Origin of the sequence: Alteromonas antoniana, from assembly GCF_019249295.1 — a bacterium.
Taxonomy (GTDB): domain Bacteria; phylum Pseudomonadota; class Gammaproteobacteria; order Enterobacterales; family Alteromonadaceae; genus Alteromonas; species Alteromonas antoniana.
Genome location: NZ_JAESDH010000022.1, coordinates 23,383 through 46,501, shown reverse-complemented (window position 1 = coordinate 46,501; position 23,119 = coordinate 23,383). Strand labels below are relative to the sequence as shown.

At 47.4% G+C, this 23,119-nt stretch carries 24 protein-coding genes; 18 read left to right on the top strand and 6 right to left on the bottom strand.

Annotated elements, in window-relative coordinates; genetic code table 11:
- Positions 1-8 precede the first annotated feature (8 nt).
- The 3 genes from JKP77_RS17155 to JKP77_RS17145 all read right to left on the bottom strand — a co-directional run bounded on the left by JKP77_RS17155 (position 9) and on the right by JKP77_RS17145 (position 3,022).
- On the bottom strand, positions 9-1,082 hold the full coding sequence (locus tag JKP77_RS17155) for an aspartate/ornithine carbamoyltransferase family protein (protein WP_218312390.1): 1,074 nt from the start codon (positions 1,080-1,082) through the stop codon (positions 9-11).
- Positions 1,083-1,194: 112 nt separating this feature from the next.
- On the bottom strand, positions 1,195-2,613 hold the full coding sequence (locus JKP77_RS17150; protein ID WP_338024885.1) for a sodium:solute symporter family transporter: 1,419 nt from the start codon (positions 2,611-2,613) through the stop codon (positions 1,195-1,197).
- Positions 2,606-3,022 carry a hypothetical protein gene (locus JKP77_RS17145; protein ID WP_218312389.1) on the bottom strand — a complete coding sequence of 139 codons (417 nt, stop codon included), beginning with the start codon at positions 3,020-3,022 and terminating at the stop codon, positions 2,606-2,608. The genes JKP77_RS17150 and JKP77_RS17145 overlap by 8 nt, the downstream gene beginning before the upstream one ends.
- Before the next feature lie 167 nt (positions 3,023-3,189).
- On the opposite strand from JKP77_RS17145, the gene JKP77_RS17140 reads away from it, so the two are divergent.
- Complete coding sequence (locus tag JKP77_RS17140; protein WP_218312388.1) at positions 3,190-4,428, top strand: Zn-dependent hydrolase; 1,239 nt, start codon at positions 3,190-3,192, stop codon at positions 4,426-4,428.
- A 30-nt stretch (positions 4,429-4,458) separates the two neighbouring features.
- Here JKP77_RS17140 and JKP77_RS17135 read toward each other — a convergent pair whose 3' ends face one another.
- The gene (locus JKP77_RS17135; protein WP_218312387.1) at positions 4,459-4,881 is read right to left on the bottom strand and encodes a universal stress protein; all 423 of its coding nucleotides are present in this window, start codon (positions 4,879-4,881) and stop codon (positions 4,459-4,461) included.
- Between the two features lie 155 nt (positions 4,882-5,036).
- On the opposite strand from JKP77_RS17135, the gene JKP77_RS17130 reads away from it, so the two are divergent.
- On the top strand, positions 5,037-5,510 hold the full coding sequence (locus tag JKP77_RS17130) for a cytochrome C (RefSeq protein ID WP_218312386.1): 474 nt from the start codon (positions 5,037-5,039) through the stop codon (positions 5,508-5,510).
- Positions 5,511-5,661: 151 nt separating this feature from the next.
- On the opposite strand, the gene JKP77_RS17125 is transcribed toward JKP77_RS17130, so the two are convergent.
- Positions 5,662-7,293 (bottom strand): FMN-binding glutamate synthase family protein, encoded by a 1,632-nt coding sequence (locus JKP77_RS17125; RefSeq protein WP_218312385.1) that lies wholly within the window; start codon positions 7,291-7,293, stop codon positions 5,662-5,664.
- Between the two features lie 359 nt (positions 7,294-7,652).
- Between JKP77_RS17125 and JKP77_RS17120 the strand changes: the two genes are divergently transcribed.
- The 4 genes from JKP77_RS17120 (at position 7,653) to bfr (JKP77_RS17105) (ending at position 11,644) form a co-directional block, all read left to right on the top strand.
- Positions 7,653-8,645 (top strand): alpha/beta fold hydrolase, encoded by a 993-nt coding sequence (locus JKP77_RS17120; protein WP_218312384.1) that lies wholly within the window; start codon positions 7,653-7,655, stop codon positions 8,643-8,645.
- A gap of 323 nt (positions 8,646-8,968) precedes the next feature.
- A complete protein-coding gene (locus tag JKP77_RS17115; RefSeq protein ID WP_218312383.1) occupies positions 8,969-10,549 on the top strand; it encodes a cation:proton antiporter family protein in 1,581 nt (526 codons plus the stop codon).
- A 151-nt stretch (positions 10,550-10,700) separates the two neighbouring features.
- Positions 10,701-11,180, top strand: coding sequence for a bacterioferritin (gene bfr, locus JKP77_RS17110; protein WP_218312382.1), 480 nt, complete (start codon positions 10,701-10,703; stop codon positions 11,178-11,180).
- Complete coding sequence (gene bfr / locus JKP77_RS17105; RefSeq protein WP_218312381.1) at positions 11,177-11,644, top strand: bacterioferritin; 468 nt, start codon at positions 11,177-11,179, stop codon at positions 11,642-11,644. The genes bfr (JKP77_RS17110) and bfr (JKP77_RS17105) overlap by 4 nt, the downstream gene beginning before the upstream one ends.
- A 7-nt stretch (positions 11,645-11,651) precedes the next feature.
- On the opposite strand, the gene JKP77_RS17100 is transcribed toward bfr (JKP77_RS17105), so the two are convergent.
- Entirely contained in the window at positions 11,652-12,119 is a 468-nt protein-coding gene (locus JKP77_RS17100) for a hypothetical protein (protein ID WP_218312380.1), read from the bottom strand.
- Positions 12,120-12,349: 230 nt separating this feature from the next.
- Between JKP77_RS17100 and ccoN the strand changes: the two genes are divergently transcribed.
- The 12 genes from ccoN to rssA all read left to right on the top strand — a co-directional run bounded on the left by ccoN (position 12,350) and on the right by rssA (position 23,111).
- Complete coding sequence (ccoN, locus tag JKP77_RS17095; RefSeq protein WP_218312379.1) at positions 12,350-13,783, top strand: cytochrome-c oxidase, cbb3-type subunit I; 1,434 nt, start codon at positions 12,350-12,352, stop codon at positions 13,781-13,783.
- 11 nt (positions 13,784-13,794) lie between these two features.
- The gene (gene ccoO / locus JKP77_RS17090; protein WP_218312378.1) at positions 13,795-14,400 is read left to right on the top strand and encodes a cytochrome-c oxidase, cbb3-type subunit II; all 606 of its coding nucleotides are present in this window, start codon (positions 13,795-13,797) and stop codon (positions 14,398-14,400) included.
- A gap of 2 nt (positions 14,401-14,402) precedes the next feature.
- Positions 14,403-14,564 (top strand): cbb3-type cytochrome oxidase subunit 3, encoded by a 162-nt coding sequence (locus tag JKP77_RS17085; RefSeq protein WP_218312377.1) that lies wholly within the window; start codon positions 14,403-14,405, stop codon positions 14,562-14,564.
- 17 nt (positions 14,565-14,581) lie between these two features.
- Positions 14,582-15,532 (top strand): cytochrome-c oxidase, cbb3-type subunit III, encoded by a 951-nt coding sequence (gene ccoP, locus JKP77_RS17080; RefSeq protein ID WP_218312376.1) that lies wholly within the window; start codon positions 14,582-14,584, stop codon positions 15,530-15,532.
- Between the two features lie 116 nt (positions 15,533-15,648).
- Complete coding sequence (locus JKP77_RS17075) at positions 15,649-16,128, top strand: FixH family protein (RefSeq protein ID WP_218312375.1); 480 nt, start codon at positions 15,649-15,651, stop codon at positions 16,126-16,128.
- Between the two features lies 1 nt (position 16,129).
- Positions 16,130-18,505 carry a heavy metal translocating P-type ATPase gene (locus tag JKP77_RS17070; RefSeq protein WP_218312374.1) on the top strand — a complete coding sequence of 792 codons (2,376 nt, stop codon included), beginning with the start codon at positions 16,130-16,132 and terminating at the stop codon, positions 18,503-18,505.
- Between the two features lie 9 nt (positions 18,506-18,514).
- Positions 18,515-18,715: a cbb3-type cytochrome oxidase assembly protein CcoS gene (gene ccoS, locus JKP77_RS17065; protein WP_218312373.1), complete on the top strand. Its 201-nt coding sequence runs from the start codon at positions 18,515-18,517 to the stop codon at positions 18,713-18,715.
- On the top strand, positions 18,702-19,385 hold the full coding sequence (locus tag JKP77_RS17060; RefSeq protein WP_218312372.1) for a sulfite exporter TauE/SafE family protein: 684 nt from the start codon (positions 18,702-18,704) through the stop codon (positions 19,383-19,385). Before ccoS ends, JKP77_RS17060 begins: the two co-directional genes overlap by 14 nt.
- A gap of 18 nt (positions 19,386-19,403) precedes the next feature.
- A complete protein-coding gene (gene fnr / locus JKP77_RS17055) occupies positions 19,404-20,138 on the top strand; it encodes a fumarate/nitrate reduction transcriptional regulator Fnr (protein WP_218312371.1) in 735 nt (244 codons plus the stop codon).
- A 114-nt stretch (positions 20,139-20,252) separates the two neighbouring features.
- The gene (uspE, locus tag JKP77_RS17050; protein ID WP_218312370.1) at positions 20,253-21,173 is read left to right on the top strand and encodes a universal stress protein UspE; all 921 of its coding nucleotides are present in this window, start codon (positions 20,253-20,255) and stop codon (positions 21,171-21,173) included.
- 88 nt (positions 21,174-21,261) lie between these two features.
- Positions 21,262-22,212 (top strand): tRNA 2-thiocytidine(32) synthetase TtcA, encoded by a 951-nt coding sequence (gene ttcA, locus JKP77_RS17045; RefSeq protein ID WP_218312369.1) that lies wholly within the window; start codon positions 21,262-21,264, stop codon positions 22,210-22,212.
- A complete protein-coding gene (rssA, locus tag JKP77_RS17040; RefSeq protein WP_218312368.1) occupies positions 22,209-23,111 on the top strand; it encodes a patatin-like phospholipase RssA in 903 nt (300 codons plus the stop codon). The genes ttcA and rssA overlap by 4 nt, the downstream gene beginning before the upstream one ends.
- Positions 23,112-23,119 lie beyond the last annotated feature (8 nt).

The following is a 23,119-nucleotide window of genomic DNA, read 5'->3' as shown; positions in this document are numbered from 1 at the left end:
CCTATGAATTAGACAATATCCAGTACGCGCTCAACGCGTCTGACAAGGCAGGTTAACAGCGCCTGACGAAGAAAAACGGCGCCCCTCGCCTGCGCGAAATACCAGTTGTGAGGCGTATTATCGAGACTTTTACACAGCTCTGCGCCGCGTGCGAGTGGATGTAACACAATGGCATCTTTTTTCAGTGGTGATGTACTGTCTATATGAAACTGATTACCGTACTGATTAAATGAGTTGCCTTCCCAGGCAATCGCATTGATATATACCACATCAGCATCGGGTAAAACGTCCTCCAGACAGTCAGAGGTGTGCACATTTACGCCGGCATCCTGAAGTTGTTCCAGCTGACCGCTGTCGAACATCTCGCTGCGGCTTTTGTCGTTGACAATCGTCAACTGGCTGAAACATTCAGGGAACAACGCGACTAATTTCAGCAGGCTTCTCACGGTACGCATTTTGGAGGGTAAACCAATAATACACAGGTTAATTTTTTCTTCAGATCCCTCTGCAATGAGTTCCGGCTTCCATTTTAATATGGTGTAAAGATCTGCCAGTGCCTGTGTCGGGTGTTCATCGGTCCCGTTACCGGCGTTAATAATGGGAATGCGCAATGCTCCCATCATATCCCGTACCGAGTTGGCATTGGTATCGCGCAGCACCACACAATCGCCGTAGTTATTGAACATCTCCCCCACATCGGCAAGACTCTCACCTTTTGCCAGTCCGGTAGTGGAACGGTCAGTGATTGACATAATGTCACCACCCAACCGGTGCCACGCACTTTCAAATGATAAGCGTGTACGGGTACTGGGTTCATAAAATGCGGAAATCAGGATCTGCCCCTGCAGCGAGGTACTGAATCGGTCGGGGTTTGCTTCGTATTTTGCCGCCAGTCTGAATAACTGCAGCAAACTTTCCCTGTCGAATTGGTCAGCAGAATAAATGTGTTTATTGCTCATTTTTCCTAAATGGTCGCCATCTTCCTGAATGGCTCGCAATAACGACTTGGGATGGGCATTACCGTAAACGTCGGGCCGTTCTCTTTCGAACTTTACGACAGCTTCCAACTCTGCTTTCACCATAATTTTTTACCTTTGAAGTCACGAATCAGCCAATACAACAACAGCAGCGGGCTGATGCAGCTTGCGAATAAACAGACATAAACCAGAATCGTCAGCGCAGACTCGCTAATTGTCATCCTTTCTCCTCCAGTTTATGCCAATGAAACATATCCTTACTTTGCCAGATGCCTATTCGGCAACATGCCAGTGAGACGCCACAGGAGATAATGGCGGCAACGTAGAAACCGATGGTAAAGTAGCCCACCAGGCCGCTCACCGTACCTGCAAACATCGCAATCCCAGCCCATTTTCCGGTCAGTTTCGGCTGATACAAACCATAGACAATCGGCCAGATTGTTGAAGCGACAAAGGCCCCTGTAAAATTAAGCAAGGCTCCCAGCGTGGCCAGTTTGAAGGCGGCAATACACCATGTCCCTACGCCAAGGCCAATCACAATATAGCGGTTAACTTTTAACAGCGTATCGGAGGTGGCATCCGGCCTAAGAAGCTTTTTAACGATATCCTGCGTGAGAAGATCAGATGTGGCTGCAAGAAGTGAGTCCATGCTTGACGCCAGTGCCGAAAAAACAATAACGAAAATGAAAACCGCACCAATGCTGCCGAGTAACTTGGCGGCCACCATTGGGCCAACCATATCCGCACTGGGAGGAATTAAATTCAGTGATGTGGCAGCCAGTGCTATGAATCCGGTAACAATTGGAATGGGTAACCAGAGCAGACCTGCGGCAAGGTACGAACGCTTTCCGATCCCGGGAGCAAAGGCAAAGGCTCGGGACCACCACACGTTAGAATGAAAGATTTCACCAATGCCAAAAAAGACATTGTTAAAGAAAAACATGATGGCGGCAGGGAATAGTAAATCCAGTAACGCAGGTTGTTGCTCGGTAAGCGTAGTATGCATGGTCTCAAACCCGACCGTATCAATACATACCCAAGCTACAATCACTACGCCGGTAATAATCACGATACTTTGCACAAAATCGGTGGCAATAACCGCCTTCAGCCCGCCTAGCAGCGTATAGCCTACACAAATGACTAAGATAGCCGTCATGCCTGTCAGATAACTCAGATCACTTAGCGAGGACAACAGCAACCCACCGGCCATTCCCAGGCTGACTAGCCAACCGAAGGCGTAACACAATGAAATAACAATGAATAATGCCCATGCGAATCGGCCATAGCGGCGATAGATGAAATCGCCGCTGGTAAAGCCATCTGGCAGCAGCGTTCTGATGCGCTGCGCGAGCGGTGCGAATAAGATCAGCCCAAGCGCGGCCATGCTATATCCGAGCATACCCCAGACACCAAACTGATAGGTTAACTGCGGCGCAACCAGTGTGGTATTACTGGTTATCCACGTTGCCATTGCGGTTGCCGTCGCCATGGCAAATCCAACGTTTCTGCCTGCCAGAGCATAGTCTTCGATGGTGCGGTTGTTGCGTCCCAAATACCAGCCCCATGCCACCCAGACCACGCCGAATGCGACCAGGATCCACAGCGCAGTGTCTCTGGCCAGCATAAAATCAGTCACTGCGCTCTCCTTTTATCAGCGTAAAAAGTAAATAAAGGAACATCACAAGGCCGGCAACAAATAAGCTGAAAGCCGCAGACAATGAATAGTGGGTAACGCCAAGCGTGAACAGGAATTTACTTGAGGATTGGGATTCGAGAATAAACTGATAACGGCCATCTTCCATTCCGGTAATGACCCAGTTTTGCCCTTCTATTACAGGATATTGAGCGACCGTCTCCCCTCGTGCTGATGCTATGAGCAGAGTATCGTACTGAGCGTACCCGGATTCCCACAGCACCTCAACGGTGCCATCCCGGCTGCTCCTTTCATTTTCTGCCGCTGTCACAGCGAACGCTGTCGTTGCGAGAGCAATCACCACCAATGACGTCAGGCAAGTTGTCATCAGCAACGTGGCAGGTCGTGACATGGTATGCCACCGTAAAAGCGAGAACATGAGTGTCCTTTTCTCCAGTGCAAATCTAGCCTACTAATAATTTGCACTATAATCAAAGTCATTCTAGGGTGATGAACTAACAGACAACGAAAGTTGTAATAAATGATGTAATCATTGGCGTACGCGAAGGTGTTTCTTCTATGTCTACTCTTACGATAAACCTTGAAAGACTCAAGGCTGACCTGCTCTCTTTATTTGAAATCGGTTATGACAAAGATTCCAAAGGGGTCACGCGTCTTGGCTTTACAGAAAAAGACAATCTGGCCAGAAAGTGGCTTTGTGAACGTTTTGAACACGAAGGGTTTTGGGCAGAAATTGACCCGGCTGGCAACGTTGTTGGTCGGCGTGATAAAGCGCGCCCTAAGCAGGTAGTAGCGACCGGTTCACATATCGATACCGTGATAAGTGGCGGTATGTTTGACGGTACTCTGGGGGTATTAGCGGGGCTGGAAGTCTTACGCGTGCTGCGCGATAACGATATTACCCCCTCTACCCCACTGGAAGTGTATGCGTTTGCAGAAGAGGAAGGACGTTTTGGCGGCATGATGGGCGTTCAGGCTCTTATCGGCGAGCTCACTCCAGACTGGCTGATGACGGCGAAAGACGTGAACGGCATCATGCTGAAAGATGAAATGGCGTCCTGTGGCCTGGATCCAATAGGCGCGTTAGAGGCCCGCGTGGACCCGGGGTACTTCAAGAGTTATATTGAACTTCATATTGAGCAGGGGCCGGTGCTAGATACGCTTAAAAAGCCTATTGGCGTAGTAGAATCCATTTCCGGTGTATATAAGTGGATTGTCAGGCTTATCGGCAAGTCGAATCATGCCGGCACAGCACCGATGAACATGCGCAGTGATGCTTTTATGGGGCTGGCCAACTTTGCTAATGAGATCCCACGGATCATCGCTGAAGAAGGATCGGATAAAAGCCGTTTAACGGTGGGGAAAGTCGATCTGAAACCGGGGCATGCGCATACCGTCCCAGGAGAAGTAGAATTTACATTGGTTGGGCGCGATGTCGATGGTGAGGTAATGCGGTCGCTGGCAGACAGTTGTCGTAAAGTGTTATCGGCGATAGCACGAAAGCACAACCTGATGTTTGAGTTTGAACAGATGAGCTGGTTAGAACCTCAGCCCATGTCCAATGACATTATTTCGCTGATCGCGGAGCAAACCAACACACTGGGTTATCCTTATGAGCATATGCCTAGCGGTGCGGGGCATGATGCACAGCATATGGCAAAGGTGACCGATGCAGGCATGATATTTGTGCCGAGCATCAACGGGATCAGTCATGCCCCTGACGAATGGACACATTGGCAGGACATTGAGAAAGGTGCCAATGTGTTGTTGAACAGCCTGCTAAAACTCGCCCGCTAAGGCGCATGTTTACGTCAGCCCACCACGGCACTACACACGCACCGCCAGCACATCGGTCTTCACCCCATGCAATACGGCATTCGCGGTTGAACCAAGCAACAGTTTAACCCCGCTCTGTCCGTGGGTACCCATGACAATTAAATCGGCAGCAATTTTGTCTGCCATAAAATGAATTTCCTCTGCCGGTGAGCCAATAGAAACGTGAACATGGGTCGTGGGTATATTATGCCGGTGTGCGATATCTCTTAACGCTTTGGTTGCCTGTTCCCGGATATCATTTGAATAATCCCGCTCAAGAAAGAGCCCGTAAGGTTCAAAATTAGTTTGTGGATAGGTGACATAGAGCAGATGTAGCTTCTGTGCGCTGCCTGATATATTGACGGCTCGTTGAACAACAGGTACGTAGTCAGAATACACATCTACCGCTACCAGGATACATTCATAATCATTCATTGTTTTCTCCAGCAGTATGGCTCGTATGATTACCAATTATACAAGGTACGTCACCTGACCATTTGACTCTGGTCAAATTTTTATCCTTTAACTGTAGCAATACTTGCGTGTATTGGTATAAGTAATGTTGTGAACTTATATGAGGAGAAGCGGCAATGAGAAAACTTTTGTTGGCTGGCGCTGCATTGACACTGACGGCGTGCGGGTTTGGTCCTGAATCCCCGAGAGGGTTCAGTCTGCCGGAGGGGAACCCGGAAAAGGGAAAAGTGCTATTCAGTGAATACCGATGCATTGATTGTCACCTCGTTGAAGGTGTAGAGGTGTCCGATGACCATGAGTACCTTCTGCCAAATGCTGTGCAGCTTGGTGGCAGCAGTGGTCGTGTAACAACATACGGTGAGTTAGTTACCAGCGTTATTAACCCCTCTCACAAACTTACCCGTCGATATCCTGTAAGTATCACCAGTGAAAACGGCGAAAGTCGGATGCGTAACGTCAATGACGTACTGACCGTCGCCGATTTGATTGATATTGTTGCGTTCTTGCAGCCAAAATATAAAGTTTTGCCCTACCGTACTTCTGACTACCGGCTTTATGAGTTAAGAATTCCTGAAAAAAAGGATGATTAACCCGTAAGCAAGTACCCGACAATGTGATGCCGGGATGATGACATCACATTGTCGGGCTTAGGGTATTTAAGGACGTACAACTGCCATAACCAACTTTGCATAAGCTTCTGTCATTACGTGATGAGTACGGTACAAACTGTTCTTAACAAACCTAAGATACCGCCTTGGTTTCTTCTTCAATGTCAGACAACAGACTAGCAGGCATAAAGCTTTCCGCACTCGCTTCTTTTACGTGCAGTTTGTAAGCTTCAGGAAGGTTGTCCTGAAGCAAGCTTCCTCGTTTAATCAACGGGAATACTTCGTCGTAACGTTGCACGCAGCTCTGATCTACACGCCTGAAAATATGTGTACGGTTTAAGTCAGCCGGTGAGCGGTGACCGGTTGAGGACAAAATGTCCATGAGTGCCAGGATGGTTTTTTCATGAAACCGCTGTACTCTTACGTATTTATCTTCAACATTCAGCCCGCGTGCGAGTTTAGGATCCTGCGTGGCAACGCCGGTAGGACAGCGGTTCGTATTGCACGACAGCGACTGGACACAGCCCAAAGCCAGCATCATTCCCCTGGCGCTGTTACACAAATCTGCACCCAGGCTCAGGTTTTTCACCAGCTGGAAAGCGGTGATGATCTTACCTGACGCTATCACCTTAATGTGTTGACGTAAATCGAAGCCGATTAGGCAATCATCGACAAAGGCCAGCGCTTCTCTCAATGGAAAACCAATTGAGTTAGTGTATTCCAGTGGCGCTGCACCGGTTCCACCCTCGCCGCCGTCAACGGTAATAAAGTCAGGCATGATTCCGGTTTTGTGCATGGCTTTACAAATAGCAATAAACTCACTTTTTCGTCCTAACGCCAGCTTAATGCCTATGGGTTTACCGCCACTTAACTCGCGCAATTCACTAATGAAATCCATCATCTCTAACGGGGTTGAAAATGCGTTATGACGTGGCGGCGAATCAACCTGGGTATGGGGTTCAACGCCTCGTATTTTAGCAATCTCCGGCGTGTTTTTGTAAGCAGGCAAGATGCCGCCATGACCTGGCTTTGCGCCTTGAGAAAGCTTTATTTCTATCATTTTTACAGCATCAAGGCGGGCTTTTTCTTTAAACTGCGCCTTATCAAAGCCCCCGTCCTCGGTTCGACAACCGAAGTATCCGGTGCCGATTTGCCAGACAATATCGCCACCATTCTCTAGGTGATAAGGCGTTAAGCCGCCCTCACCGGAGTTGTGATAGAAACCGCCCTCTTTTGCCCCTTTGTTGAGCGCCAGAATAGCATTTTTCGACAAGCTTCCAAAACTCATAGCAGAAATGTTTAATAAACTCGCCGCATAAGGCTTTTTACACGCAGGCCCACCAATGGTTACGCGAGGATCTTCATCCATTTCCTCAACCTGCATCGCAGAAAGAGAGTGACCTATCCATTCGTAACCATCTGAGTATGTGTCCAGCTGCGTTCCGAAAGGAACCGTTTCGCGGCTGTTTTTGGCTCGCTGGTAAACAATTGAACGGAACATCCTCGAGATGGGTGCGCCACCTGTGTCTGGTTCAATCAGATACTGTTGGATGTAAGGTCGGAGTCCTTCAATGGTCCATCGCATCCTGCCAATAAGCGGGAAGTTTCGTAAAATGGCGTGCTGACGCTGCAGTGAGTCGAAAATAGCAAAACCAAGCAACGTGGCAGTAAGCAGAATAAACCACCATGCCTCCGTCCAGATAAAGCCCAGCGCGATATTTACTACCAAAACCAGGGTTAATACGAAAAGGATTTGAAAACGCATAAGCACTCCATCGCGCCCGAATAGTTGCAAACCAATATGGTTCAGTAGCTTGTGTAGATCAACTGGTTATTACAGACACGCAAATTATTCCATTGGAATAAATGGAATAATGGTCGGCCTCGTTACTTGTTACTTTTATCTTAATTATCGTATCAGGCTTGCCCGATGACCGTATAATAGGTTATTGATTATACTATGAGTGCCTGCTTTCTCTTTTTACATAGGTGTATCTGGCTGACAGGGAAAAATCTTAAGCTTTTGATATTTATGGTTTACTTATCAATTTAGGGTTACGCATAACTATATCCTGTGTGAATTTTAGCAAGCTAATCGAAAAAAACGTTTAAATAAGGTTCTCAATGGATATCATCCTGGGATTTCTTCTGTTGCTCATCGCCACCTATTATTACACCTACCCGAAAACCGGTGCCTGGTTATATCGTGGATTGCAACAATGGCAGATGGTGAAAAATGGCTTTCGTGAAAGAAGTTACCGGGTCAATGGGATCCCCATCGTGGTACTGGAAAATGAGAGTCAGCCAATCCACGACACCAGACAGCTCCTGATTCTGGTACATGATTTCCCGGCAGATAAAACTATGTGGTTACCACTGGCCAGTAAACTAAGCGAGCGGTTTCATGTTGTGATCCCCGATTTACCCGGTTTTGGAGAGACCGGCTACGATCCGCAGTGGGACTTCTCGCTCAGTGCACAGGTTCAGCGACTTGGCGCGCTTATCTGGCAAATGGGCTACTCTCAAGCCCACATTGTGGGTCAGGGCATGGGCGCGGATATTGGATACCTTCTCGCAAGAGAACAACAGTGCGCAGTAGCTTCTCTTACTCTGATAGCCCCAATGAGCCAGTCTGGTCATAAGCAGAGTCTTCTCGATAAACAGGTTTCGCAAACCAGAAACCCCTTCTTTACGCAGTCTAAAGAAGACTTTTATGCGCTGTATAATATGGCGACTTTCCACCCTCCCCGTTATCCGGGCGTAGTAAAAGATGCGATGGCGCAATACTTCACACTTCATAGAACCAGGATCCAGGCGCTTTTTTCTATCTATTGGCAGGATAAAAGTCGGCTTATCCCCAGTGTCAGCGACCTGGATATACCCGTACAGTTATGCTGGGGAAGGCAGGATTCGCTGGTGGATATCTCTGCTGCAGAACACTGGTGTCGTACTCTGAACATACATTGTTCAGTAATCAATGACACTGGTCACTATGTGAGTATTGAAGCGCCAATGCGATTATTTCATATTCTAGACCATTTTTATGCCAGCGCCGGTGCATATCACCCGGTTAAAATGCCGGCACGCATAGAGGACTTTTACCGACAACTGCCTTGACCCGTCGAAAGCGTGCGATCTGCAAACCACTGAAGCCCTAGACAGAACTCGTTATTATTCTCTATGTGACACGATATTTTTATCTTTTTTCTTGCGTTATATCAGAGTGAACAGCATATCGCGCTCATTTAACCAGATAACGCATTTACATATGCTTTCTTCTGACGCATCCTTAACGTATTCATTTAGAAGTAGTTTCACTGATAGTTCGGTGGTTTTCTTTACATAACATCACTCTGTCGGGAACGCTTGAAGCCGGTAAAAGATGACGTGTCATTTTGTTTACCGGCAATATCTATTAATAAACAGGACTTTACGCGATTATGGAATTCGCTTTTCTGCTATTCGCCTTTATCTGTGGTCTGGCCGTAAAACTTGTAGGGATCCCTCCCCTGGTTGGATATCTGGCAGCTGGCTTTGTGCTCAATGTATTAGGGTTTGAATCGAATACCGCCCTGCAGAGCATTGCCGATCTTGGTATTACCATTATGCTGTTTACTATAGGGCTAAAACTGAATATTAAAGACCTTAGCCGGCGCGAGGTCTGGGCAGGCAGTATTTCGCATACCTTGATCTGGATAGCTGTGGTATCCGGCATTCTTTACGGCGCTGCTGCCCTTGTGGCTTCGACCACCAATGTAATCGACTGGCAAAGCGCGGCGCTTATCGCATTTGCCCTGAGTTTTTCCAGTACTGTCTGTGTGGTAAAGGTTTTAGAAGAGAGTGGCGAAAGCAAAACCCGTCATGGCAGACTGGCCATCGGGATCCTGGTTATGCAGGACGTTTTTGCTGTAATTTTTCTGGTTGCCGCCACTGGCAAGTTACCCACGGTCTGGGCATTCGGTTTGCTTGCGATTCCGCCACTGGTTCCTGTCTTTTATAAAGTGTTAAACCAGTCTGGTCACGGCGAGTTGCTCCCTCTGACCGGTTTTATTCTCGCGCTTGGTGGTTATCACGTGTTTGAACTGGTAAACATCAAAGGCGATCTCGGCGCACTTATTTTCGGAATATTAATGGCTCGCCATGCCAAAGCGACTGAGCTGGCCAAGTCACTAATGAGTTTTAAAGATTTATTCCTGATTGGTTTTTTCCTCAGCATTGGGCTGACAGCGCTGCCAGATACTCAAATGATGATCCTCGCGTTACTGTTTACGCTGCTGCTGCCAATTAAGGCGTTACTGTTTTTTGGGATCCTCACTCAGCTGCGACTGCGGGCACGCACCTCCTACCTGACAAGCCTGGTAATGAGTAATTTCAGTGAGTTCGGACTGATTGTTGGCGCACTGTCAGTGTCATTGGGGCTGCTGGCAGAGGACTGGTTGGTCGTTATTGCGTTGGCAGTGTCTATTTCTTTTGTCATTACCAGTATTTTGTATCGCACTTCGCATTCACAGTACCATCGCATAAAAACGGAAATTAAAAAGTTTGAAAGACCAAACCGCCTAAAAGCAGACGTCTATCCGCATATAGATGACGCGGAATTTCTGGTAGTGGGAATGGGCCGGGTAGGTCTTGGCGCTTTTCAGTCGCTCTCCCGACTTGTCGACTCAAAGGTGTGGGGCATGGACGCAGACCGTGTGAAAATAAACCGTCTTAAAAACGAAGGCATGAATGTCATTGTCGGCGATGGTGAGGATGTGGACTTATGGGACAACCTGAATATTCAGAACGTCCGCCTGGTCTTGCTGGCACTTCCTTCCATTGAAGATGCAATTAATATCAGCAATCAGTTAAAGAACGCAGGCTACAGCGGAAAAATTGCTGCCATAGCCCGATATGAAGATGAGGTGGATTACCTTCTTTCCCGCGGTGTTGACAAGGTATTTAACTTTTTCACCGAAGCCGGTCTGGGCTTTGCTGAAGAAAGTCTGGCTTTTGTGGAAGGTGAGCCTTCGGCTACCTGAAGCCGTATATAGTGGGTTTAGCATCTACAAATACTAATAAAGGATGAAGTGAGAACCATTCATATTTGTATGCCTTTGTTTTTATTATAAATTTTGACGAAAGGCGCGTTCCCTACTATACTTCGCGCATCATTTGATAACAGGATAGTTTATGAAAGGCGATAAACAAGTTGTTGCCAAGCTCAACGATGTGCTTACCAGTGAACTGACCTCGATAAATCAGTATTTCCTGCATGCCAGAATGTTTAAAAACTGGGGCCTGGAAGAACTGAATGAGAAGAATTACAAGAAGTCCATTAAAGACATGAAACAGGCTGATGATATCATCGAGCGTATACTGTTTTTGGAAGGGCTTCCGAATCTTCAGGCACTGGGTAAGCTCTATATTGGCGAAGACACGCAGGAAATGCTTTCCTGCGATATGAAATTTCAAACCGAACAGTTACCGCTGCTACGCGAGGCCATCGCGCTTTGTGAAGAGAAGCAGGACTATGTTAGCCGTGATCTTCTTGAAGATATTCTGGAATACGAGGAAGAGCATCTGGACTGGCTGGAAACACAAGAATACCAAATCGATAACATGGGTATCGAGAACTACCTGCAGACGCAGGTTATGGGAGACGATGAATGAAAGGCAATCAGAAAATCATTGATGGCTTGAATGCCCTACTCGCCTATGAACTGGCCGCGATGGATCAGTATTTTATCCATTCCCAGATGTATCTGGATTGGGGGCTGAACAAGCTCTATGAGCGCATCGATCATGAATTTGATGATGAACGCGGGCATGCCACTAAACTGATTGAACGTATGTTATTCCTGGAAGGCACTCCGGATATGACACAACGTACTGGTCTGAAAGTTGGCAAAGACGTGCCTGAAATGCTACAAAGCGATCTGCGGGTAGAATACGAGGTAGATGCAAAACTACGCGAAGTCATCGCACTTTGTGAGCAGGAAAAAGATTACGTAACCCGCGATATGCTTATTGTTTTGCTTGATGATACTGAGATGGATCACGCACATTGGCTTGAGCAGCAACTTAATCTTATTAAATTACTGGGGTTGCCAAATTACCTGCAATCTCAGATGTAAGCTGTGGTTATGATGTTGTGGTAAAATACAACAGGGCCGGCGCCGTCCGGCCTTCTATATACACCAGCATTTTCCACCGCATCACAGGTTCACTACAACTGCCAAGCATAAACCATCCCTCCCACTCTCCGGGTTCAATCTGATCCGGTAACACCGGGATTTTCCCCATATACATATTATCTCCTTCTATCCAGACGCTTTGGATAACAAGATCTGCGGGTAAGTTCAGTCGCACAGTAATCGACTCTTCCGTTACTGGCTGTTCTGTAAATATTGCTAAAGCCGTCTTATCATCAATGGTAAACCGACACTGTAAATTGACAAACTCACATTGATTGCCTAGACCGTTAGGTAGTATCTGATTCTCTGTCGTTGAACCGATTTTTTTCTGTGCAACGTAAATGGCTCCGGCAAGCATCAGGATAATCAGCGGACCAAGCGCCTTTTGTAATATTTTTGTTATATTAATGTTCACAAAATTAACCGTTTTGTTAGCATACAGTAGTAATTATTGACCAAGATCAAGCGCGACCAGTTTATGGTATCTTTTTGTATATAAAAACTTTATCATCCGCGTACCAACTGGCTTGGAGACAATAATTATTACTTTTTCCAGGCATGATGTGAAGCCCGCAACCTCGCAGGAACCGTATCCTTTCGGCAGTTGGAGACCCATTGTTCATTTGAAGTGGAAGATTCATTGAAATGAGTGAAATAAGCCAAGCACAACCTGATTACAATTATAAAGTAGTCAGGCAATTTACCATCATGACCATTATTTGGGGAATCGTTGGTATGGGCATCGGCGTGTTTATTGCTGCGCAATTATTCGCCCCCATGCTTAACTTTGATACCCCCTGGTTAACCTTTTCCCGTCTGCGCCCTCTGCATACAAATGCCGTTATATTTGCCTTTGGCGGCTGTGCATTGTTCGCGACATCCTACTACATCGTTCAGCGAACCTGTCAGGTACGTCTTTTCAGTGACAAACTTGCAAGCTTCACATTTTGGGGCTGGCAGTTGGTTATTGTACTTGCGGCTATTTCTTTGCCGCTTGGACTAACTTCAAGTAAGGAATACGCTGAACTGGAGTGGCCAATCGATATTCTTATTGCATTGGTTTGGATCGCTTACATTATCAATTTCTTCGGAACCCTGGTAATTCGTAAAGTGTCACACATTTACGTTGCCAACTGGTTCCTCGGTGCCTTTATGCTGACTGTTGCGGTTCTGCATATTGGTAACAGTATGGCTATTCCGGTTTCTTTCACTAAGTCTTACTCATTGTACGCAGGCGCAGTAGACGCCATGATGCAGTGGTGGTATGGCCACAATGCGGTAGGTTTCTTCCTGACAGCAGGATTTTTGGGCATGATGTACTATTTCGTGCCGAAACAGGCCGGACGCCCGGTTTACTCCTATCGTCTTTCAGTGGTTCACTTCTGGGCATTGATTTCGCTTTACATCTGGGCAGGTCCTCACCACCTGCACTATACAGCGCTGCCAGACTGGACACAGTCACTGGGTATGGTGATGTCGATTATCCTCTTTGTGCCCTCCTGGGGTGGGATGATCAACGGTATCATGACACTCTCTGGTGCCTGGCATAAACTACGTACCGACCCTGTTCTGCGCTTCCTGATCGTGTCGCTGTCCTTCTATGGTATGTCTACCTTTGAAGGCCCGATGATGGCAATCAAGACTGTTAACGCACTGTCTCACTACACTGACTGGACAATTGGTCACGTACATTCAGGCGCGTTAGGTTGGGTAGCCATGGTGTCAATTGGCTCTATTTACCATCTGATCCCTATTCTGTTCGGCCAACGAGCAATGTATAGCACCAGACTGGTTAACGTACACTTCTGGCTGGCTACAATCGGTGTAGTTCTCTATATCGTAGCAATGTGGATGTCGGGTGTTCTGCAGGGGCTGATGTGGCGTGCAGTAAATGCTGACGGTACGCTGACTTACAGCTTTGTAGAGTCGCTGGAAGCATCTAAACCATTCTATGTGGTTCGTTTCATTGGTGGTGTGTTCGTTGTAGCCGGTATGCTGGTTATGGCCTATAACACTTACAAAACCGTGCGCGCGCCGAAAGGTAGCATCGCGGCTGATCCAGCAACACAGCCAGCGTAAGGAGTCGTAGCATGAAAAATCCACATGAGTTAATTGAAAAGAACGTCGGCCTGCTGACCGTTCTTATTCTTATCGCCATTAGTTTTGGTGCGATGGTGCAAATCACACCGCTGATGTTTCAGCAACAGGTAATGGAACCAGTAAAAAACCTGCGCCCATACACTGCTCTGGAACTGGAAGGCCGTGACATCTACATTCGTGAAGGATGTGTTGGCTGTCACAGCCAGATGATCCGCCCTTTCCGTGCTGAAACTGAACGTTATGGTCACTACTCCGTCGCTGGTGAATCTGTATGGGAGCACCCTTTCCTGTGGGGCTCAAAGCGTACAGGTCCTGATCTGGCACGTGTTGGTGGCCGTTACAGCGATGAGTGGCATCGCGTTCACCTGCGTAATCCTCGTGATGTTGTCCCTGAGTCGAACATGCCTGGTTTCCCATGGCTTGAAGAAAATACGCTCACGGGCGAGCTGACGGCAGAAAAAATGGAAGTATTCCGTGGCTTTGGCGTCCCATACACCGACGAAGACATCGCCGGCGCAAAAGCGGCAGTACAGGGTAAAACAGAAATGCAGGCCCTGATTGCTTACCTACAATCTCTCGGCACACATCTGCAATAGTTATGGACCAGGGAATTATAGGCAGCATTTTTACTGTCATCGTCTTCGTCTGCTTCATCGGCATAGTCTGGTGGGCATTCAGTAGTCGCAATAAAAAACGTTTCGACGAAGCGGCGAATCTGCCTTTTGCAGATGAAGATAAAGATGAATCACGAAAAGATTAAGCAGGAGTCTTGAACTCATGAGTATGTTTTGGACAATTTGGATTTCAGTGATTACCCTTGGGTCAATCATTGGGTGCTACTTCCTGTTGCGCTGGTGTCTTAGCAATAAGACAGGTGTTGCGGAAGGTGAATCGATGGGCCACGAGTTTGATGGCATAGAGGAGATTAATAACCCTCTTCCGAAGTGGTGGACCATCATGTTTTATATCACTATTGTATGGGGCCTGATTTATCTGGCGCTGTATCCTGGTTTGGGTTCATGGCAGGGACTATGGGGTTGGAAAAGTTCGAACCAGAACATCCAGTCGCTGGAAGAGTCTCGTCAGGCGAGAGCTGATGCTGCTGAACAAGGCCTGCTGGTTCAGTACGACCGTGAGCTTGATGTAGCAGCCGAGAAATTCGACCCAATTTTCGAAGCGTATGCTCAGGTGCCAATTGAAGAGCTGGCCAACGATCCTGAAGCCATTAAAGTAGGACAACGTTTGTTCCTGCAGAATTGCTCACAGTGTCACGGTTCTGACGCTCGTGGACAAAACGGTGGCTTCCCTAACCTTACCGACGACGACTGGTTGTATGGTGGCTCCCCTGCAAAGATCAAAGAGACATTGATTATGGGACGCCAGGCCGCCATGCCGGCATGGCTTGATGCCATGGGCGAACAAGGGATTGATGAAGTTGTTGCCTATGTACTTAGCCTGAGCGGTCGCGATGTAGACCAGGAATTAAAGCAAGCCGGTAAAGCTCGATTTGCTGCCTGTGCCGCCTGTCATGGTATGGACGGTAAAGGCAATCAGGCATTGGGTGCGCCTAACCTGACCGATAACATATGGTTATATGGCGGTAGTCAGCGTGCGGTCACTGAGACACTGACCTACGGCCGTAACGGCGTCATGCCTTCGTTTAAGAAGACATTGGGTGAAGATAAAATTCACGTTGTCGCCACTTACGTTTACAGCTTATCGAACTAAATTGTAAAACGTTCAAAAAGCCTCGTTACTACGGGGCTTTTTTTATGAGAAAATACAATAAGTCGTTACGTGCTGTTTAGCATTTCTTTGTCTTGCGGAAGTAGAGTAAGCTGTTCATGAATACCCCTTGGTACAAACAATTCTGGCCCTGGTTTCTGATTGCAATCCCGGTAATTACTTTTGTTATGGGAATGGTCCTGCTAAATCTGGCTACCAATACCACCGACAGCCTTGTTGTTGATGATTATTATAAAGAAGGCAAAGCCATCAATGCGCGTCTGGGTAAAATTGAGGAAGCAAAGCGCCGGAATATCACAACAGATTTATCCATTGAAGACGGGGCTGTAACAGTAAAGTTCCACTCCGGGATCCCCAGAGAAGGTCAGGCGCTAAAGCTGACGTTTTACCACACTACCCTGCAAGACCGTGATACCTCAGTATTATTAAGTCGTGACGCAACAGGCGTTTACCGCGGTTTTGTTGAAACTTCTCTGGATGGTAAATGGCAAGTTACGCTCACGCCTATTGATGAAGTCTGGAAAATACAGCAGACAATTACGCTGCCCTGGTCTGGTGTGATTAAGTTTAACCCCTGATATGACAAACGACTCATCCTGCTACCATTGCGGGCAAGCAAACGATCCGAAGTACAAGTATGAAACCGTAATCCTCGGCGCCCCACGGCAACTGTGTTGCCCTGGTTGTCAGGCAGTGTCTCAGGCCATCGTAGACAACGGACTGGAAGATTATTATCAGTTCCGTACCGAGCCTGCGGTTCAGGGCGACAGCGAACTCAGCGCAGTGCTGGATTCACTCTCAGTGTATGACGATCCGGCGTTGCAGGAGGAATTCGTCTTTGACCACGGTAAACATAAACAAATTCAGTTAACTCTGGAAGGCATAACCTGTGCCGCCTGTGGCTGGCTCATCGAGAAGCAACTGGCCAAAGTTGATGGAATTGAAAAAATTGCCGTCAATGTGCAGGCTCGCCGTGGTGTCGTGACGTGGGACCAACAACGTCTGTCACTTAGTCAGGTTCTGACGGCATTGAAAAAAATTGGCTATACTGCAATGCCTTTCCAGCCTGATCAACACGAAGCCTCCTACAGAAAAGAAGACAAGTCCTTTCTGAAGAAACTGGGCCTTGCAGGATTAATGACCATGCAGGTCATGATGTTAATGGCCGGACTGTATTTCGATCTGTTCGGGAACATTGAGGCGGAAACAAAACAATACTTCTACTGGGTTTCACTGGTGCTGACTACACCAGTCGTGTTGTATTCGGGAAGCGTGTTTTATCTTGGCGCACTGAAAGCCCTCTCTGCCCGCACAGTAAATATGGACGTTCCCGTTACCCTCGCCGTATTCGGCACTTATATCGCTGGTATCAAAGCGACTTTGCTGGAAACCGGTGAAGTGTATTTCGAATCCATCTGTATGTTTATTTTCCTGCTGTTGTTAAGTCGCTTTCTTGAGCATCGCAGTCGCCATCGCGCGGCGGAAATCTCGGCAAATATGACGCAGTTTGTGCCGGTATCAGCAACCCGTATTGAGGACAATGGTGATTTAACCTCCTGCCTGGCAAAACAACTGCAAGTGGAAGATCGGGTGATTGTAAAGTCAGGAGAGACTGTACCTATAGACGGGGTGATAACGGAAGGCACCTCCAGTGTTGATGAGTCAATGCTATCCGGTGAGTTCGAACCGGTGAAAAAGCGCACAGGCGATCATGTTTTCGGTGGCACAGTCAATCAGGTCGGTACGATTACCGTTACCGTCACAAAAACGCTTAAACATGCGCTGGTTAATCAAATTATACGTTTGCAGGCAGAAGCGATGGGCGTCAAGCCTCGTGTCGCGCAGCTGGCAGATCAGTTCTCCCGCTATTTTGTGATGGCTGTGCTGGTTGTTTCCGCTGTCACCTTCACGTACTGGTATGTTAACGATAATCCTGATGCCTTCTGGATAACCATTGCTGTGCTGGTTGCAACCTGTCCCTGTGCACTCGGACTGGCGACGCCGTCTGCGCTGACGTGCGCCATGGCGAATCTCAATCGTCATGGCATTTTACTGAAAAGGGCTGATGCCCTTGAGCAGCTAAATACTATCGATACCGTGGCCTTGGATAAAACCGGAACCCTTACCCACGGCGAATTTGCCATTGTCAGCCAGTGGCACGCTTTTCAGACAGATATTGACGACAATCTTAAGGTTGCAGCTACGCTGGAATCGCGTTCTGAGCACCCTATTGCTGTGGCCTTTCAACGAAGTGATGTGAAGCCTGTTGAATCAGTTGAGGTAACCGTTGGTGCAGGTTTGTCAGGAACCATTAACGGCACGCGCTACTACATTGGGTCGAAGCAATACTGCCACCATTCACTCGACAACATTGATATTGATGCCAATGTGTTTCTTTTCACAGATAACGTTGTAATCGCAGCGTTTCAGGTTTCTGATACGTTGCGAAGTGACGCTGCTGAAACCTTGCAAATATTGGCACCCAGAAAGTTAATCCTGCTAAGCGGGGATACACAATCGAACGTGGATGCCTTAACGAATTCATTGCCGCTGAATGAGGCCTTGGGAGGATGCTCTCCTGAAGAGAAATACAAGCATGTTCAGAAACTTCAGCAGCAGGGCCGCAAGGTGATGATGCTGGGCGACGGCATTAATGATGCTCCAGTGCTTGCCAGTGCAGATGTCTCGGTGGCAGTAGGAGGAGCTACCGATGTAGCTCGCACCGCGGCTGATGTCATTTTGCTTGGCGACAAGCTGCTATCGCTCGCAACCCTGTTTACGCTGTCTGAACGAACTCGACGTAAAATCATTCAGAATATGGGATGGGCCCTGGGTTATAATGTCATCATATTGCCGTTTGCGGTGAGTGGTCTGCTTTCTCCCTGGATGGCAGTGGTTGGGATGTCTTTAAGTAGTATCATTGTAGTGACGAACTCTACGCGGCTACTTAAATAGGAGTGTACTATGAGTATCATTTATGTGCTGATCCCAGTAGCAATATTAATTGTAGCCATCGCCATTGTTGTGTTTTTCTGGGCGGTTAGATCCAATCAGTTTGAAGATTTAGACAGGCAGGGTTACAACATTTTGTTCGATGACGATTTACCGCCAGAAGAAAAAAAACTGGCCGAAGAGCGAAAGAAAATTCTCGATGAACGGGATTGATGTATTCAGTGCGTTTTTAATCGGGATCGCCGGTGGTGTTCATTGCATAGGCATGTGCGGCGGCGTTATCAGCGCGCTTCGTGTTGTTACTCCTAAAGATCGCAACCCCCTTCCCTTTACATTAAGCTATAACACCGGACGAATATTCAGTTACACGGTTGCCGGTGCACTTACCGGGGCTGTCGGGCAGATGTCGGCGTCGCTGCTACCTGTACTTGGACAGGTATTAGCGCTATTGAGCGGGCTGATGCTCGCTGCACTCGCTGCTTATCTGGGACAATGGTGGCAGGGCTTACGTCATATTGAGGCTGCAGGCCAGTATGTCTGGAGGCGTATTCAACCCGTTTCAAAACGCTTTTTGCCATTTCGCTCGGTATTCTCAGCTTTTCCCTACGGCGTTATCTGGGGTTGGCTGCCTTGCGGACTCGTTTATTCCACGCTCACGTGGTCACTTGCATCGGGGTCTGCTTTAAAGGGCGCATCAATTATGCTCGCATTTGGGTTAGGTACGCTTCCCACATTACTTGTTGCCAGCTACGGTGTACAATGGCTGCTAAAAGGATTCAGACATCCTATCGTCAGGCAACTCATCGCATCCAGCCTGTTAATATATGCGGTTTTCTTGATTTACAAAGCAATCAGTAGTATCAACTATACTGCGACAGGTTAATGGACAAACATCTTCACTATGAGTAAAAACAGTCAGTTTTCAATACACTGCCAAAATTGCAGTTTCAGTCATTTGTGTCTGCCAGTAGCGCTGAATAAAACAGAAATCGAGTCTCTCGATGACATTATCGAGCGAAAAAAGCCGCTTCAAAAAACAGAAAAACTGGTTGCATCCGGTGACAAATTTACTTCTCTGTACGCTGTAAGAACCGGCTCTTTTAAGTCCTTTGTTTCTGATGCTGATGGTGAAGAACAGATTATTGGCTTCCACTTCCCGGGTGACATCATTGGTTTTGATGCTCTACGTGAACATAAGCATCAAAGCTATACCCAAGCGTTAGAAACGGCGATGGTGTGTGAACTTCCCTACGATACGCTTGACGATATGTCGATGAAATTCCCCAAATTGCGACATCAGATCATGAGCTTTATGAGTGCCGAAATTAAGCAGGATCACGACATGATGATGCTGCTTAATAAGCGTACTGCTGAAGAGCGTTTACTGTATTTTATTGCCCACCTGTCAAGACGATTTGAGGAACGTGGATTCTCAGCGCGACAGTTCAATTTGAGTATGACCAGAAACGAAATTGGCAATTATCTGGGACTGACTGTAGAAACAATCAGTCGATTACTTACGCGATTCCAGAAAGAGGCGCTCATACAAGTAGAAGGAAAGCTAATTACTATCCTTGATTTTGACGCGATAGACGCCAAGCTCCACGCCACTGAACTCCCGACCCAACCACTTTAATATGACACCGTTGATCTAAAACAAGCACAAAATTCCTGACAGGGTATACACTTAAAAGGCGTTCTCATTTTGCAGACGCCTTTTTTAGTTGGTGCACTGAAATGGAGTAAGTCTATGATTAATTACAATCACATCCTGGCGGTAATCGAACCTGACAGAGACACCCAGGCGGCGCTCTCCCGTGCACTTGAAATCGCTGAAAAAACGGGTGCAGCCGTAACCGCCATGCTGGTCGTATACGACTTTTCTTATGACATGACGACGATGCTCAGTCCGGATGAGCGGGAAGCCATGCGTGACGCGGTAACCAAAGACCGTTCAGCGTGGCTGGCTGCAAATTTAAAAACGCAGGGACAGAGCGGTGTTGATGTAGTGGTGGAATGGAATAACCGAGCCTATGAAGCCATCATTCATCACGCCATTAAGAACGGTATTGACCTTGTGGTGAAAGCCACCAAAAAGCATGATGATCTGGCATCTGTTATCTTCACACCGACCGACTGGCATCTGTTACGAAAGTGCCCCTCCCCCGTATTATTAGTAAAAGCACATGACTGGCCAGTGAATGGCAATATCATTGCCGCGGTTAATGTGGGCACAGAAGATCGAGAACATGCGCAACTTAACGATAAACTGACAACCATTGCCAGTGATTATGCCAACCTGCTGAGCGGCAACGTACATTTGGTTAACAGCTATCCCGGCACACCATTAAATATCGCCATTGAAGTCCCCGAATTTGACCCCGACAGCTATAACCATTCAGTCAGAAACCATCACCTGGAAGAAATGCATCACCACGCCAAACGCCATAATATTAATTCTGCGCATTGTCATGTGGAAGAAGGTATGCCTGAAAAAGTCGTACCTCATGTGGCCAAAGAAATCGATGCAGAACTGGTTATTATTGGCACTGTTGGACGTGTAGGACTGTCTGCAGCACTGATTGGCAATACCGCTGAACATGTCATTGACGAATTGAGTTGTGATGTTCTGGCAATAAAGCCCGATGGATTTCAGAGTCCGATCCGGTAATACCCGGAAAATACCCTGCGTGTGGCGTGACGAATGCCACATGCCTTCGTTATAATAGCGCTTTTAGCAGTAAGCAAAGCGTTTTCCCATGAGCATATCAATATCTTCTTCTGCCTCAGTTTCCTCAGAGGCGGCAAAAAGTAAGCAAAAATACAGCTTCAACAAGTTGCAAAAGCGATTACGCAGAAACGTAGGCAAAGCCATTGCTGATTTTGGCATGATAGAAGATAAGGATAAGGTAATGGTGTGTCTGTCCGGCGGCAAAGACAGCTACACTATGTTGGATATTTTACTGTTCCTGAAAAAGATTGCCCCCATACATTTTGACATCATCGCGGTAAATCTGGATCAAAAACAGCCCGGCTTTCCGGAGCATGTCCTTCCAGAATATCTGGAAAACCTTGGTGTTGAATATAAAATTGTCGAAGAAGATACCTACTCCATCGTTAAGGATAAAATTCCGGAAGGAAAGACGACGTGTTCACTATGCTCAAGGCTACGAAGAGGCATTCTCTATCGCACAGCAAAAGAGCTCGGCGCGACAAAAATTGCGTTAGGGCATCATCGTGATGACATGCTCGAAACGTTGTTTCTTAACATGTTCCATGGCGGAACACTGAAATCCATGCCTCCCAAGCTGGTAAGTGATAATGGCGAGCATATTGTCATTCGTCCGCTGGCGTACTGTAATGAGAAGGATATTCAGAAATATTCTGATGCAGTAGAATTCCCGATAATCCCATGCAACCTTTGTGGCTCACAGGAAAACCTTCAGCGCCAGAATATTAAGGCAATGCTTCAGGACTGGAATCGCCGCTTCCCCGGACGGATAGAGTCGATGTTCAGGGCCATGCAAAACGTCGTTCCCTCTCACCTGGTTGACAATACGCTTTACGACTTTAAAAATATTCAAACCACGAATGCACCAGTTGAAAACGGTGACATCGGGTTTGATTCTCCTACATTTACGGCAACATCTGAAACAGATGACGACAATGAAGGCGTGCAAATCATTAATGTAATGGATCATCAACAATGAAAGTAGGTATTGCTCTTGGCGCCGGCGCTGCAAGGGGCTGGGCTCATATCGGTATTATTCAGGCGCTGGAAAAGCTGGGCGTTAAAATTGATATCGTGGCGGGGAGCTCAATTGGCGCTTATGTAGGTGCTGCGTATGCCAGCGGCAGGCTTGAGCCTTTACGGCAATGGGCAACATCCCTGACAGAATGGCAGGTGTTATCTCTGATGGGAGTCGGGATCCGTCGCGGTGGACTTGCCAGTGGACAGAAGGTTTTCGATAAGCTGGCCAGTGAATTCTGCGTGGAGACCTTTGAGGAGATGGAAAAGCCCTTCGCCGTCGTTGCGACTGACCTCTACTCAGGCCGTGAAGTGGTGTTCAGTAGTGGTGCGCTTGGAGAGTCCGTACAGGCATCTTGTGCTATTCCCGCGCTGTTCAGTCCAATTGCTTACGAAGACCGATGGCTGGTTGATGGTGCTGTGGTCAATCCGGTTCCGGTAAACCTTTGTCGTCAGTTGGGCGCAGATTTCGTTATCGCAGTAAACCTGAATGCAGACTTTCGCCCGCAACGTCTGGAAAAAGCAAAAATTGAGCATGAGGAAATTCAGCGTAAAACGGATGATTTTTTTACTAAAAGTCAGAATGTGGTAAGGCAATGGTTTTCACCGGAAACCAAACCAAACAAAGCTAACCCTCCCGGCATACTGAGCATCATGAGTAGCTCACTGGAAATTCTGCAGGCCAGAGTCACCCGTTCAAGACTGGCAGGCGATCCGCCGGATGTGCTTATTGAGCCACAATTGACCGATGTGGGTTTGATGGAGTTTCATCGGGCGGGTGAAATGTGCCAACGAGGCGAAGAAACCGTTAACCGACTGGCTGAACAAATTCGTTATCAGTTGGTAATCGAAGGGCCGTAATAACCCAG